The sequence below is a fragment of the Paenibacillus sp. YSY-4.3 genome, from assembly GCF_054767475.1.
On sequence record NZ_BAABMC010000001.1, the window covers coordinates 377,868 to 392,332 of the forward strand.

The window sequence follows — 14,465 nt, forward strand, 5'->3', positions numbered from 1 at the left end:
TACAATGCCTAAAATGAAAACCCACAGCAGCCTGAAAGGCCGCTTCAAAATTACAGGATCGGGTAAAGTTAGACGTTATAAAGCGAACCGCAACCACCTGCTGTCCCACAAGTCGAACCGTCGCAAACGCGTTCTGGCGAACAGCCCTGTTGCTTACGCTGGGGACGTTAGACGTTTGAAACAGCAACTTGCAAATCTGAAGTAATTCACTTAAATTTCTGGGAGGTTTATTGATATGGCAAGAGTAAAAGGCGGATTCGTTGTTCGTCGTCGTCATAAAAAAGTACTGAAACTTGCTAAAGGTTACTTTGGCTCGAAACACCGCATTTTCAAAACAGCTAACGAGCAGGTTATGAAATCCCTGCTGTATGCATACCGTGACCGTCGCACGAAAAAACGCGATTTCCGCAGATTGTGGATCGTTCGTATTAACGCTGCAGCTCGTCTGAACGGACTGTCCTACAGCAAATTGATGCATGGATTGAGACTGGCTGAGGTGAACATCAACCGTAAAATGCTGGCTGATCTTGCAGTAAATGATCTGAACGCATTTAACTCCTTGGCTGCAGTGGCTAAAGAGAAAATCAACGCGTAATTATTGCGCTAATGTACAAACAGGCGCCCTTTTGGGGCGCCTGTTTTTTTGTGCTTTCTTGCGGCCAGCCGGTATCGGTTGAGAGGCTGAAGGTTGTTTTTGTCTGCATAAGGCGATGGTGGAAGCGAATAGAATGGCCGGTGAATACACTGGCATGAAGCAAGCTAATTCTATTCGAGGAGGAAGATCGACGTGAGTAAACCGGTTACGAGAAAAGAAGCCGAAAAATATGTTGGCAAAAATATAACAGCCATGAAAAAGGATGGAACCATCGTTACGGGGAAGCTGGTCAAAATCAGCGGCAACCGCCTGATCGTGCGCCAGCCGGGCAAAAAGGTGAAGACGAAAGCTTTCGTTCCGCTCGTCTTGTTTGACCTGCTCGCTATTGGAACGTCTCCTTTTGGTTATGGCTATGGCTATGGCTATGGCGGATATCCTTACGGTTATGGCTACGGAGGATATGGAGGATATGGAGGTTACGGTTATCCCTACGGCTTTTTCTAAAATTTAACGGGAAGCCTAATGCCGCTGCAGCAGTCCTTTTTCCAGCTCAAAACACTTCGAAACAGGGATATATCGAACGATTTCATATCCGGACTTTTGGTAAAACAGGTGGGCCCGGGTATTCTCCTGGTCCACCAAGACCTTTGCCTTAGTGCACCCTCTGGAACCGGCTAAATTCTCGGCGTGTGCCATTAGGGTTTTGCCGTGGCGCTTCCGCTGCTGCTGGGAGGTTACGGCCATCATGTCGATGTACAGCAGCTCCCCGTGGATCATGAAATGGATAAAAGCGACGGGATCAGCCTCATAATAAGGCGAGGAGACCAGCGTAATTCCCTGGGTGAGCCGTCTCGGAATTTCCCGAATCGCTTTTTCCAACTCTGGCCGGGACATGCTCGAATGAGGGACAAGCTCCTTTTTCACAAGAGCGATAATGACGGGATCGTCCTGCTTGGGTCTTCTATAACGGATCATTCGGCAGCACTCCTCCTTGAGCTGATTGATAGGGCTTTTTAATACATCATATGAAGCAGCGGGGCAAATGGGTTCCTGCCACGAAGCGAGGCGAAGCTGAAAATTGGAGGAAGATAATTGCTTTTGAAGAGGTATATGGCAGAGCACAGTCTTAAGAAAAGGCGGAAGGAAAAAAACCTTTTATCTCTGTAATTCAGCAGTGTGGTGAGGTGTTTCGGGTTATTCCCTTAAAACATGTGGCAAATGGGTATTGACTCTATGCGCGAACTAATCATATAATGTGTCTAAACATTTTAACGTTCATAGTGTATCGGCGATGAAGAGGACGAAGGTTTAAGGGCTCTTTGCTCAGAGAGTGGATGGATTTGCTGAGACCAACCACCAATATCCCTTAAATGCGAGCTCACCTCGGAGCTGTTTTCCTGAAAAGCAAAGCTGCGGATGACCATAATATTCCGCTTCAAGCCTATTAGGGAAAATCGTCAGGTCTGCGTTAAAGACCACGAGTAAGGAACTTGCTGTCCCTACTCGTCAAGGCTTGGCACTGTGAGGTGCCGGGTAAAAATGGGTGGTACCACGGAAGCGATAACCTTTCGTCCCTCGGAACAGGAGACTGTTCTGGCGGGCGGAAGGTTTTTTTGTTGTATTTCTTTAGAAATACTTAAATTTTGGAAGGAGGATGACTGATGAGCGCGCAAATACCAGCAGTGCGGTCTACAGAACAATTACGTGAGAAATGGATGAAACCAGAAGTCATTACGGGATCAGAAATATTGCTACGGAGCTTGGTGCTTGAAGGTGTCGAATGCGTCTTCGGTTACCCGGGCGGAGCCGTATTGTACATTTACGATGCGCTGTATGGTTTCAAGGATTTTCATCATTTGCTGACGAGACACGAGCAGGGAGCGATTCATGCGGCTGACGGCTATGCACGGGCAAGCGGCAAAGTAGGCGTATGTATCGCAACTTCAGGACCGGGGGCGACGAACACAGTCACTGGTATCGCGACGGCGTTTATGGACTCGGTTCCTCTCGTGATCATTACCGGGAACGTCGTGTCCAGCCTGATCGGAACGGATGCCTTCCAGGAAGCGGATATTACCGGCATCACGATGCCGATTACGAAGCACAGCTACTTGGTGCGCAGCGTAGAAGAGCTGCCGCGCGTCATTCACGAAGCGTTCCACATTGCCAATACGGGACGCAAAGGGCCGGTACTGATCGACATTCCGAAAGACGTATCCGCAAATAAGACGCTCTTCGAACCGGTACAGAGCGTTAACCTTCGCGGCTACAACCCTAAAGTCGTTCCGAACCACCATCAATTAGAGAAGGTAGCGGCAGCAATCAAAGAAGCAGAGCGTCCGGTCATTCTTGCCGGCGGCGGGGTCGTCTACTCCGGAGGCCATGAAGAGCTGCTTGAGTTCGTGACACGGACGGAAATTCCGATCACGACGACGCTGCTGGGCCTAGGCGCTTTCCCAAGCGGCAATCCGCTGTGGATGGGGATGCCGGGGATGCACGGCACATACACTGCAAACCAGGCTATCCAGAGTTCTGACTTGCTGATCAATATCGGAGCCCGTTTCGATGACCGCGTTACCGGACGGCTTGACGGATTTGCTCCTCATGCTAAAGTAGTACACATCGATATCGACCCTGCGGAAATCGGCAAGAACGTGAAGACGGACATTCCGGTAGTTGGCGATGTGAAGACAGTGCTTGAACTCCTCAATCCGTTAGTGGGCCGGAGCGACAAAGCAGATGCCTGGAGAAGCCAAATCAGCCACTGGATGGCCGACAAGCCTTACAAGTACAAGGATTCCGATACGGTGCTTAAGCCGCAATGGGTTATCGAATTGCTGAACGATACGACGAAGGGCGAAGCGATCGTTACGACGGATGTCGGACAGCATCAGATGTGGGCGGCACAGTACTACAAGTTCAATCAGCCGCGCTCCTGGATCACTTCCGGCGGCCTCGGCACGATGGGCTTCGGATTTCCGTCAGCGATCGGGGCGCAAATGGCCCATCCGGATCGGCTCGTCATTTCGATCAATGGTGACGGCGGCATGCAGATGTGCGCACAAGAGCTTGCGATTTGCGCCATCAACAACATTCCGGTTAAAGTCGTCGTCATCAATAACCAGGTGCTTGGCATGGTGCGTCAGTGGCAAGAGCTCATTTATGAGAATCGCTACAGCCATATCGATCTGGCCGGAAGCCCGGATTTTGTGAAGTTGGCGGAGGCATACGGCGTGAAAGGCCTGCGGGCTTCGAATAAGGAAGAAGCCAAGCAAGCCTGGAAGGAAGCAATGGAAACGCCGGGGCCTGTGCTGGTGGAATTCGTGGTCAGCAAAGAGGAAAATGTGTATCCGATGGTCACTCAAGGTTCCACCATTGATCAAATGCTGATGGGGGACTGTGAATAATGACGACGACAATGACAAGCCATACGATAGCTGTATTAGTGAATGATCAGCCAGGAGTCCTGCAGCGCGTATCCGGTCTGTTCGGCCGGCGCGGCTACAATATCGAGAGTATCACTGTTGGTCAATCGGAGGAAGAAGGGTTGTCCCGGATGGTCATTGTGACCCAAGGCGACGACAAGACGCTGGAACAAATTGAGAAACAATTGTATAAACTCATTGATGTCATTAAAGTAATTAACCTTAGCTCCAAGCCGATGGTCGCCCGCGAACTGGCGCTGATCAAAGTGAAATCGGAGCCGGCGGAGCGCCCGGAAATCATGGGCGTTGTCGAAACCTTCCGCGCCGCTGTAGTCGATATTGGGACAAACAGCATGATCGTACAGGTCGTTGGCGACACGGAGAAGATTGACGCGATGATCGAGCTGCTCCATCCTTACGGAATCCGCGAGCTGTCTCGTACCGGAGTAACCGCGATGATTCGCGGCAACGCATAAGGCAAATTTCATCATCATATCCACTTCGGTGAGCGGGCGTTTGAGAGGATCGCCCGGCAAAGACGGCACGGTCCTTTGAAGCACCCGCTCACCATGGGGATAGAACTAATATAAGGGAGTCCGCTAATGGCGGCCCCGTAAAATTTTAGGAGGGCTATACAAATGGCAGTTACTTTGTACTATGAAAAAGATGCAGAACTTAGCGTATTGAAAGGAAAAACGATCGCGATCATCGGTTACGGAAGCCAAGGCCATGCTCACGCTCAAAACCTGCGTGACAGCGGGCTGAACGTAGTTATCGGTCTTCGCGAAGGCAAATCCTTCGACAAAGCCAAAGAAGACGGCTTCGAAGTATTGTCCGTTGCTGAAGCGACAAGCCGTGCAGACGTTGTTCAAATCTTGATGCCGGACGAGACTCAAGCTTCGGTATACCATAACGAAATCGCTCCTAACCTAAAAAAAGGCGCCGCACTTCTCTTTGCGCACGGCTTTAACGTTCATTTCGGACAAATCGTGCCTTCCAAAGACAACGACGTGCTTCTGGTTGCTCCTAAGTCGCCAGGCCACATGGTTCGCCGTACGTATGTTGAAGGTTTCGGCGTTCCTGGTTTGATTGCTATCCACCAAGATGCGACTGGCAAAGCGAAAGAAATCGGTCTTGCTTATGCTAAAGGTATCGGCTGTACGCGTGCGGGAGTTATCGAAACTTCCTTCCGCGAAGAGACAGAAACGGATCTGTTCGGTGAACAAGCGGTTCTGTGCGGCGGCGTAAGCGCCCTGATCAAAGCAGGTTTCGAAACGTTGACAGAAGCTGGCTATGCTCCGGAAATGGCTTACTTCGAGTGCTTGCATGAACTGAAATTGATCGTTGACCTGATCTATGAAGGCGGCCTTGCTACGATGCGCGATTCCATCTCCAACACTGCGGAGTACGGCGACTACGTTACAGGACCTCGCATCGTAACGGAAGAAACGAAGAAAGCGATGAAAGAAGTGCTGTCCGACATCCAACAAGGTAAATTCGCACGCGACTTCATCCTGGAGAATCAATCCAACCGTGCATTCTTGACGGCTACTCGCCGCAACGAAGCTAACCATCCGATCGAAGTTGTTGGTGAAGAGCTTCGCGGTCTGATGCACTGGATCAAGAAGTAATTATTTATACTTACAAATCAAGCCGTGGAGATTACTCCACGGCTTTTTTGCTGCTTATCAGGTGGTATCACTTATGTTTAAATCTAGGCTGATTAGTTTATCTTAAGGGGGGAATGGAGCAGCAATTTAACAAAAGGAGATCAAACCAACATGAAGAACAACGTTAAATCGATTACCTCCCCTAAGAAATACATTACCGGCAAAGGGCTTCTTGCGAGTTTCAATGAGTACATGAAATTCTTCGGCGACAGTGCCTATATCATCTGTGACGAGTTTATTCTGGAGCGCGCCCGGCAGGAGGCCGGCAAATCGATCCAGGAGGGCGGCAATAAAGCCGTCTTTGAAAAATTCAACTATGAATGCACGAAGGAAGAGATCAACCGCCACCGCGAGCTGGCCCGCAAAGCGGGGGCCAACATCATTGTCGGGATCGGCGGCGGGAAGACGCTCGATACCGCCAAGGCGACGGCGTATTATGAGAAGCTGCCGGTCGTTATTTTCCCTACGATTGCCTCAACCGACGCCCCATGCACTGCACTTGCAGTCATATACAAACAGGACGGTTCCTTCGACGAGTATTTGTTTCTGCCAAGCAACCCTGACATCGTATTGGCGGATACTGGAATATTGGCTGGGGCTCCATCGCGTTTTTTTGCGGCCGGTATCGGCGATGCGTTGGCGACGTATTTCGAAGCCCGGGCCTGCTACCAGTCATTTGGTGACAACTTAGCGTTGATGAAGCCGTCGACGACAGGATTGGGATTGGCGCGGTTATGCTATGAAACTCTGATTGAGAATGCGGTAAAAGCCCAGCGGGCCGTAGAGCAGGGAGTAGCTACAAGGGCCGTGGAGGATACGATCGAGGCAACGATCTACCTAAGCGGTGTCGGCGCCGAGTCGGGCGGCTTGGCTGCGGCCCACGCGATTCATAACGGCATGACCGCTGTTCCCGCGCTTCATAAGGTACAGCATGGGGAGAAGGTAACCTTCGGACTGCTCGCCCAGCTTGTACTGGAGAACGCTCCGAGGGAGGAGCTCGAGACGGTGATCGGCATCGTTAAGGGGGTGGGGCTTCCATTGACCTTAAAGGATCTAGGCGTTACCAAATTCGTCGAGGCGGAATGGCGCCAAGTGGCCGAGGCAGCTTGCGCTGAAGGCGATACGATGGGCAACATGCCGTTTCCAGTTACTCCGGACGATGTATACAATGCGATTGTGGCGGCGAATGCGATCGCGGAGGCGTACCGCGGCGAGTGATCCTATGACAATTCGCCTATACTGTCATTACAGGGGTTATCCGCTTAGGGCGGATATAATCCCTTTTTGCATTATAGCTAAAACCTATAACATTAATAGATTCTATATCTTTGTTTATCCTTACCCGGTATGTTACAACTAGAAGAAGAGTATTGTTCGAAGAGTATAGTGAATAAGAGGGAGTTGTAAGTCATGACAGAAGTAAAGAAAATCGCAGTTATCGCTGGAGATGGAATCGGCCCTGAGGTTGTAGCTGAAGCAGAGAAAGTCCTGAAGCGCACGGAGGAAATTTTCGGTTACCGTTTTGAAACGGAGCATGCTTTGTTTGGAGGCATTGCGATCGATGAGAAAGGCACTCCGCTGCCGCAGGACACCTTGGAAATTTGTCAGCGTGCCGACGCTGTACTGCTTGGAGCTGTTGGCGGTCCGAAATGGGACAACAATCCGAAGGAGCTGCGTCCAGAGACTGGACTGCTTGGCATCCGCAAAGCGCTGGGACTGTTCTCGAACCTTCGTCCGGCAGTTGTCTTCGACTGCCTGAAGGATGCTTCCACCCTGAAGCCGGAAGTGCTCGAAGGAACCGATTTGATGGTTGTTCGTGAGCTGACGGGCGGCATTTATTTCGGCGAGAAGTTCCGTCGCGAGACTGAGAACGGGCAAGAAGCCGTGGACACTTGCGCATACAATGTAAACGAAGTGGAGCGCATCGTGCGCCAGGCGTTCGATATTGCCCAGAAGCGCCGCAAGAAACTGGCTTCTGTCGACAAGGCCAACGTATTGGAAACTTCACGCCTATGGCGCGAAGTCGTTAATCGGGTCGCTCCTGAATACCCGGATGTTGAATTGGAGCATGTGCTTGTAGACAACTGCGCGATGCAGCTGCTGCGTCGTCCAGCTAGCTTCGACGTTATCGTGACGGAGAATATGTTCGGCGACATTCTAAGCGACGAAGCAGCGATGCTGACAGGTTCGATCGGTATGCTCTCATCCGCATCTCTTGGGGAAGGCAGCTTCGGCCTGTACGAGCCGGTTCACGGCTCTGCGCCTGACATTGCCGGACAGAACCTGGCGAACCCGATCGCAACGATTTTGTCCGTAGCCCTGATGTTCCGCTTGACCTTCGGTTACGCTGATGCTGCTGATGCGATCGAGGCAGCCGTAGCCGAGGTATTAGACGCTGGACACCGTACTGGGGATATCGCAGTCGATAAGAGCAAAGCCATCGGCACCAGAGAGATGGGCGATCTGATTGTAGCGGCTATCCGCAAGTAAAGTTCGAAGTCTTAACAGGAGGCCTTCATCAATGGAACGTTTAGTGGGCCGGCCGGCTCCGGATTTCAACATGGAAGTGGTATCCGGCGACGGTCAGGAATTCAGCCATGTTAAGCTATCCGATTACCGTGGCAAGTGGCTGGTATTCTTCTTCTATCCGCTGGATTTCACATTCGTATGTCCGACGGAAATCATGGGGCTTAGCGATGCGGCTAGCCAATTCATGGCATTGGACACGGAGATTCTCGGCGTGAGCGTCGATTCGGTTCATAGCCATAAAGCGTGGATCAACACGCCTGCAGACAGCAACGGCTTAGGACGCCTGAATTTTCCCCTGGCTTCCGACCTCACGAAGAATGTCGCACGTGACTATGGGGTATTGATCGAGGAAGAGGGAGTTGCGCTTCGAGGACTCTTTATCATTGATCCAGAAGGCGAATTGAAATATCAAGTCGTTAACCATAATGATGTTGGACGCAGCGTTGAAGAAACACTGCGTGTACTTCAAGCCTTACAATCCGGAGGTTTATGCCCAATGGACTGGAAACCAGGCGATAATAACTTGAGCGTTTGGCCGTAATAACATGCCCCCTGCCTGGATTTTTAACCAGAGGCAGGGGGCTTTTTCTCCCCTTTTAATAGAAGAGAAATTTAGTTCTTTCAGCTCAAAATTCGCAAAAAGTGTGTATAATTACAATGATCCGAAGGAATCTAAAGCAGTGGTCACGAATAAATTAGAGGAAAGCCTATGCAATATAAAGGATACCTTAATATATACCGAAGTCTAAATCGGGAAAGGGTGAAGGGGAATGAGTTTTTGCTGTGGAGCCAGCATGGTCGGGACTAAGGGGACGTTGAAGCATTATCGTACACAGGTTCATAACGTTCCCCTGCTGCTTTGTCCGGTCTGCCATCGGGTAGAAGTTCATTATAAAGTGGAGCATGAATACGAAATTCTGGCGGAATATGCCCATGGGGACGGCGTTTCAGAAATCGACTTCGGGGACTTTATCATGGAGGACGAGGAGACGATTTTTGGCAACTGCGTCAATGTAGAAGATGAGGATCCGCTGGATATCGTGCAGAGTCAGATTGATATGGCGCTGGATCTGCTTGCGGTCGCCAAAGGCATTCAGGACGCTAAATGGGAAAGCGAATTGAAGAAGCGCCTGGCCGTCATGAGCCGCCGCAAAGCGCGTCTGCATTACAATAAATAGGACGTAAGTATGAAGTAGCCCCAAGCGGGCTGCTTTATTTTTTTATCCCTCTTTTTTCGACAGTATCTCTGATTGACGTTAAATAAAAATGTTTACTATGATAAGAGTGATTAATATTCTCGAGAATCTAACCCGTCCCTGGTTTTAGGGGGAGCTCGCAGTTTGAAATAGTAAGGTTAGGGTTGAATGTTGTCGGATTGGCAGGGATACCATTGTGGGAAAAGGGGGAATCAACTTGTTAAGTGAGTTCCAGGAAACTTTGCTGCAGTCTGTCAAGGCATTTCAATCGACGCAGCTTGTTAAGAACAAGTATGAGAATGTCCTAGAAAATCTCGATAGTGGAATTATGCTGTTTGATAGCGAAGGCGTACTAACTTTTATTAACGTGCAAATGGCCAAGCTTATGGAGATGCCACGCCAGTCGCTGATCGGTTGCAATTTGCTGCAAATGCTACGTCACCCCCACCTTAGTCGTTTCAAGAAACGAAGAATTTTGCGAATATACAGAGAAGCTATTTTTCACCGCAAAAAATATCATGAGCTCATTGACGAGTACGGCCGCCATTGGTTGATTACCATTACTTACGGAGACCAGATGGATGGAGATTATTTGCTTAGTGTGAAGGATGTATCGGATTACAAGCAAATCGAGCAGACGGCTTACCAGAATGACAAGCTTGCTATGCTCGGTAAAATTTCCGCGGCAATCGCCCATGAAATTCGCAACCCCTTGACCGCGATCCGAGGATTCATCCAGCTATTACGTCCGCATTTGGTTCAGCTTGGCCGCGATGAATATGCGCGAATCATTTTAACGGAAATCGATCGGGCCAATGATATTATCCATGAATTTCTGAACTCGTCCAAGCCTTCCGCTCCCCAAAAAAGCGTTATCAGCGTTTCCTCCTTACTGAAAGAGGTCGTGCTGCTGACGGAGAGCGAGGCACTGATGAAAGGGTGCGAAATTCATTTACAGGTCATGGATGAAGAAATGTACGTATCCATTGACGTCAAGCAGATTAAGCAGGTTCTGCTCAACATCATCAAGAATGCGATGGACGCCATTGAGGAAGTTAGCGATGCAGATTATACCGGAACCATTCATTTAGATGCCAAGCTGGTGGATAAATACGTCCATATTTCAATACAGGATAACGGGAATGGCATGGATAAAGGGTTATTAAGCCGATTGTTCGATCCCTTCTTCACGACGAAAGAGAAGGGAACCGGTCTAGGGTTATCGGTCAGCTACCGTATCATCAGAAATCATAAAGGCAATATTTCCGTGGACAGTATGAAAGGGATTGGGACTGTTTTTGTGATAGCGCTTCCAATGGTGCCGAATAAAGTCATTGAACCTTCAGGAGAACAGCGTTAAGTAACGCAGCTCTCCTGAAGATAACCGAATATTATTTAGAGTCGGAGGAAGGTGCTGAGGTAGTATCGCAGCCTGCTGAACAGGAGTTTTTCTGGGAGCAAGAGGCGCAGGCGCCTTTTTTGCTTTTTTTGAGACCGCGATAAATCGCCCATCCGGCATAGCCAAAGACAATGGTAACGATAATGATGTCAATCATGGATATGGCTCCTTTCCGGCTGCGGATTAGACGAATCCGATCCACAGGCCGACTTGATAAATGGTAAAGGATACGGTGTATGCAAGCAGCAGAGCATAAGCAATAGAGAACAGCGTCCATTTCCAGGACATGGTTTCCTTGTGAAGAACGCCCACAGTGGCGAGGCATGGCGTATACAGCAGAACGAAGGCCATGAAGCTGTATGCTTGAAGCGGTGTGAAGGCTGTGGCAATTTGCTGCTGCAGTCCCGGCATATCGGGGACATGGTAAATGATGTTCATCGTGGATACGACAACCTCTTTTGCCAAGAAACCGGTCACTAACGCTGCTCCCGATTGCCACGTTCCGAAGCCGACCGGCTGCAGGACTGCGGCAAACCAGCCGCCAAGAATAGCGAGATAGCTATCGTCCATGGCAACGTTGGCGCCGCCGGGACCAAAGTAGGTTAATAGCCAGATGACCACGGTTCCGCCCAGAATGAAGGTTCCGGCCTTGCGCAGGAATCCTTTTCCTTTCTCCCAAGTGCTGCGAAGCAAGGTAGTGGATTGGGGCATCCGGTAAGGCGGGAGCTCAACCATGAAGAAGGAATGCTTGTCCTTGAACATTGTCATAGAGAATAATTTGGCCAGCAGGAGAGCGAGAGCAATGCCAAGCACATACATGGACAGCACGACAAGCGCCTGCTGCTTGGTAAAGAATATACTTGCAAATAAGGCGTATACGGGCAATCTGGCCGAGCAGGACATCAGCGGGATCAACAGCATGGTCAAAGTCCGTTCTTTGGGCTGTTCGATGCTGCGTGAAGCCATGACGGCAGGTACATTGCAGCCAAAGCCAATGATGAAAGGAATCATTGCCTTGCCATTCAGGCCAGCCAGCTGCATCAATCTGTCCATCATGACCGTAATCCGTGCCATATACCCCGAATCCTCGATGAACGAAATCATGAAGAATAAGATGAAGATTTGCGGAAGGAAGACAAGCACGCCTCCTACCCCAGCAATAATTCCGTCTACAATGAGCGATTGAGTAAACGATGAAGCGCCGGCGGCGGCAAGGCCCTGTCTTGCAAGCTCGCTGAGCGGACCGTTAATGAAGGCGTCCAGCAAATCCGACATTGGATTTCCAAACCAATCAAAGGTCAGCTTGAAGGCGATCAGCATCGATGCGAGAAAAAGGGGAATGCCCCATATCGGGTGAGCCGCAATCGCATCGATTTTTTCGGTCAAAGTGTTGGGCTTCCTCCTGGAAGTATCTACGGCTTCGCGGCAAAGCTCTTTTATATAGGAAGTGCGTTTCAAGCGGATATGTTCCTGAAGGGATTCCTGGCTGCCTGAAATTCGCAGCTGTTCTTCCGCTTTCAAGCGTATCGAGTGCAATGTGTCCAGACATTTGTATGAAGATAAGGCCGAAATCACAACAGGGTTATTCTCCAGGAACTGGACGGCCAGCCAGCGTTCGGAAGCAATTTTAATGCTTGAGGGGGGCGCGGCCTTTAATTCCCGGGAAATGAATGAGATCGCCTTTTCAATGCCTTTTCCATAGTCCAAATGAAACTGCGGAGAATCGAAGGAAGCTGAATTAATCTCTTTCAATATCGTATTGGATCCGGAACCCGTCCTGGCTACGAGAGGGACTACTTTTATACCTAAACGTTCGGCTAGCAGTTCAGGATAAACGACCAAGCCGCTTGCTTTGGCGACATCCATCATGTTCAGCCCCATAATGACGGGCTTTCCGTACTCCAATACTTGAATGGTAAGATATAAATTTCTCTCGAGCTGCGAGGCATCGACGATATTGACAAGCAGCTCCGGTGATTCATGAATCAGGTAGGAAGCGGCCACTCCTTCATCCTTAGATAAAGGGTGCAAAGTGTAGATTCCGGGGAGATCGGTAAGCTCGCCCGTCCTGCCCTGAAGCTGGCCGACTTTTTTTTCGACCGTAACTCCGGACCAGTTGCCGACATATTCATAGGAGGAGGTTAGCTTATTGAATAAGGAAGTTTTTCCTGTGTTGGGGTTGCCGATCAGAGCAGCATGGGTCATGATACAACCACCTCGATATGCGCAGCCTGTTGTTTGCGAATGCCTAGAAGCTGACCGCCGCAATCCAACGTGACAGGTCCGCCCCAAGGGCAATATCTTATAATGGTAATATTGGAGCCTTCGGTCACTCCAAGATCAGCGAGGCGCTGTTTCAGCATGGGATCAATACCGCCAAAGTTCCGGATGCATCCGGATGTTCCGGCTTTAAGATGAAGCAGGCACTTGCAGCAAGCGTCGCTAGAGTACATGGACCATCGTCTCCTTTAAAAATAGGCATATTTTTATTTTATACAAAGGATATTGATAATCAATCTCAATTAGGTATGAAAATAATATATCATGTGGGACTTTTCATCACTGTGATAAAGTTCATGACAATAATTACTTTACTTTTTGAATTCTATTAAAGTAAGATGGATAGTAAAACATACGACGAAGGGAATCGGTAACATGAAAGTGAATCAGAGCAAGATCGTGGATTGCACCATTCGCGACGGCGGATTGGTCAACAATTGGGATTTCAGCGTGGAGTTTGTGCAGAAGCTGTATGCCGGACTTAACGAAGCTGGCGTTGATTATATGGAAATTGGATATAAAAATTCTCCGAAGCTGTTGAAAGGCGCGGATGAGGCGGGGCCTTGGCGCTTCCTGGACGATGAATTCCTGCGCACGGTAATTCCGCAAAAGGGCCATACCAAGCTTTCCGCTCTTGTAGATATTGGCCGTGTTGACGAGAACGATATTTTGCCGCGCAGCGAGAGCCTTCTCGATCTGATTCGTGTTGCTTGCTATGTTAAGGACGTAGACAAAGCTCTGCAACTTGTCCAAGTATTCCATGACCGCGGTTATGAGACAACGATTAATATCATGGCACTGTCCAATGTTATGGAGCACGAACTGCTGGAAGCATTCGAAATGATCAAGGAGAGCGTCGTAGATGTAGTTTATATAGTAGACTCCTACGGCAGCCTGGATTATAAAGATATGGAGCACTTAGTGAATAAATTTAAGACGCATTTGCCGAATAAACGGCTTGGGGTGCATACGCATAACAATATGCAGCTTGCATTCTCCAATACGCTGATGGCGGTGGACATGGGCGTTGAACTGCTGGATGCTTCTGTATACGGCATGGGCCGCGCGGCGGGTAACTGTCCTACGGAGCTGCTCGTTACTCATCTGAAAAATACGAAATATAATCTTCGCCCAGTGCTTAAGGTATTGGAAGAACTGATGATTCCGCTTCGCGAGAAGGAAGAATGGGGTTACCTCATCCCTTACATGATTACGGGAACTCTGGATGAGCATCCTCGTTCGGCAATGGCTTTGCGCGCTTCGGCGGACAAGGACAAAGCTGTAGAGTTCTACGATAAGCTTACGACGCCTGAAGTGAGCTTTGAGAAAAAATAATGCAAAACAGCGCCATGGTGAGCAAACCATGGTGCT

16 protein-coding genes are annotated in these 14,465 nt (G+C 49.5%); 12 read left to right on the top strand and 4 right to left on the bottom strand.

From position 1 onward, the window contains the following. The first annotated feature begins 4 nt into the window (after nucleotides 1–4). From rpmI to ACYUJT_RS01715, 3 genes are all read left to right on the top strand, one after another. A complete protein-coding gene (gene rpmI / locus ACYUJT_RS01705) occupies nucleotides 5–205 on the top strand; it encodes a 50S ribosomal protein L35 (protein ID WP_019639356.1) in 201 nt (66 codons plus the stop codon). A gap of 30 nt (nucleotides 206–235) precedes the next feature. Then, nucleotides 236–595, top strand: a complete 360-nt coding sequence (gene rplT, locus ACYUJT_RS01710; protein WP_019639357.1) for a 50S ribosomal protein L20 — start codon at nucleotides 236–238, stop codon at nucleotides 593–595. A gap of 192 nt (nucleotides 596–787) precedes the next feature. After that, nucleotides 788–1,099, top strand: a complete 312-nt coding sequence (locus ACYUJT_RS01715) for a hypothetical protein (RefSeq protein WP_460318360.1) — start codon at nucleotides 788–790, stop codon at nucleotides 1,097–1,099. A gap of 15 nt (nucleotides 1,100–1,114) precedes the next feature. Here the strand turns inward: ACYUJT_RS01715 and ACYUJT_RS01720 are convergent, their stop codons facing one another. Then, a complete protein-coding gene (locus ACYUJT_RS01720; RefSeq protein ID WP_460318362.1) occupies nucleotides 1,115–1,570 on the bottom strand; it encodes a GNAT family N-acetyltransferase in 456 nt (151 codons plus the stop codon). A 686-nt stretch (nucleotides 1,571–2,256) separates the two neighbouring features. Between ACYUJT_RS01720 and ilvB the strand changes: the two genes are divergently transcribed. The 8 genes from ilvB to ACYUJT_RS01760 all read left to right on the top strand — a co-directional run bounded on the left by ilvB (nucleotide 2,257) and on the right by ACYUJT_RS01760 (nucleotide 10,775). Further along, nucleotides 2,257–4,002, top strand: a complete 1,746-nt coding sequence (gene ilvB / locus ACYUJT_RS01725) for a biosynthetic-type acetolactate synthase large subunit (RefSeq protein ID WP_460318364.1) — start codon at nucleotides 2,257–2,259, stop codon at nucleotides 4,000–4,002. Further along, on the top strand, nucleotides 4,002–4,496 hold the full coding sequence (ilvN, locus tag ACYUJT_RS01730) for an acetolactate synthase small subunit (RefSeq protein WP_460318366.1): 495 nt from the start codon (nucleotides 4,002–4,004) through the stop codon (nucleotides 4,494–4,496). The genes ilvB and ilvN overlap by 1 nt, the downstream gene beginning before the upstream one ends. A 162-nt stretch (nucleotides 4,497–4,658) precedes the next feature. After that, entirely contained in the window at nucleotides 4,659–5,651 is a 993-nt protein-coding gene (gene ilvC, locus ACYUJT_RS01735) for a ketol-acid reductoisomerase (RefSeq protein WP_213589091.1), read from the top strand. Nucleotides 5,652–5,801: 150 nt separating this feature from the next. Next, nucleotides 5,802–6,908 (top strand): glycerol dehydrogenase, encoded by a 1,107-nt coding sequence (locus ACYUJT_RS01740; RefSeq protein WP_460318368.1) that lies wholly within the window; start codon nucleotides 5,802–5,804, stop codon nucleotides 6,906–6,908. A gap of 192 nt (nucleotides 6,909–7,100) precedes the next feature. Next, nucleotides 7,101–8,180, top strand: a complete 1,080-nt coding sequence (gene leuB, locus ACYUJT_RS01745; protein WP_460318370.1) for a 3-isopropylmalate dehydrogenase — start codon at nucleotides 7,101–7,103, stop codon at nucleotides 8,178–8,180. 31 nt (nucleotides 8,181–8,211) lie between these two features. Next, nucleotides 8,212–8,760: a peroxiredoxin gene (locus ACYUJT_RS01750; RefSeq protein ID WP_460318372.1), complete on the top strand. Its 549-nt coding sequence runs from the start codon at nucleotides 8,212–8,214 to the stop codon at nucleotides 8,758–8,760. Between the two features lie 229 nt (nucleotides 8,761–8,989). After that, nucleotides 8,990–9,397: a hypothetical protein gene (locus ACYUJT_RS01755; protein ID WP_283927576.1), complete on the top strand. Its 408-nt coding sequence runs from the start codon at nucleotides 8,990–8,992 to the stop codon at nucleotides 9,395–9,397. 235 nt (nucleotides 9,398–9,632) lie between these two features. Continuing rightward, complete coding sequence (locus ACYUJT_RS01760) at nucleotides 9,633–10,775, top strand: ATP-binding protein (RefSeq protein ID WP_460318374.1); 1,143 nt, start codon at nucleotides 9,633–9,635, stop codon at nucleotides 10,773–10,775. Nucleotides 10,776–10,806: 31 nt separating this feature from the next. Here ACYUJT_RS01760 and ACYUJT_RS01765 read toward each other — a convergent pair whose 3' ends face one another. The 3 genes from ACYUJT_RS01765 to ACYUJT_RS01775 are packed head-to-tail and all read right to left on the bottom strand — an operon-like array spanning nucleotide 10,807 to nucleotide 13,267. Beyond that, entirely contained in the window at nucleotides 10,807–10,971 is a 165-nt protein-coding gene (locus ACYUJT_RS01765; RefSeq protein WP_460318377.1) for a FeoB-associated Cys-rich membrane protein, read from the bottom strand. A gap of 26 nt (nucleotides 10,972–10,997) precedes the next feature. Beyond that, complete coding sequence (gene feoB / locus ACYUJT_RS01770) at nucleotides 10,998–13,019, bottom strand: ferrous iron transport protein B (RefSeq protein ID WP_460318379.1); 2,022 nt, start codon at nucleotides 13,017–13,019, stop codon at nucleotides 10,998–11,000. Then, nucleotides 13,016–13,267, bottom strand: coding sequence for a FeoA family protein (locus ACYUJT_RS01775; RefSeq protein WP_460318381.1), 252 nt, complete (start codon nucleotides 13,265–13,267; stop codon nucleotides 13,016–13,018). Before ACYUJT_RS01775 ends, feoB begins: the two co-directional genes overlap by 4 nt. 202 nt (nucleotides 13,268–13,469) lie before the next feature. On the opposite strand from ACYUJT_RS01775, the gene ACYUJT_RS01780 reads away from it, so the two are divergent. Next, nucleotides 13,470–14,429 carry an aldolase catalytic domain-containing protein gene (locus tag ACYUJT_RS01780; RefSeq protein ID WP_460318383.1) on the top strand — a complete coding sequence of 320 codons (960 nt, stop codon included), beginning with the start codon at nucleotides 13,470–13,472 and terminating at the stop codon, nucleotides 14,427–14,429. Nucleotides 14,430–14,465 lie beyond the last annotated feature (36 nt).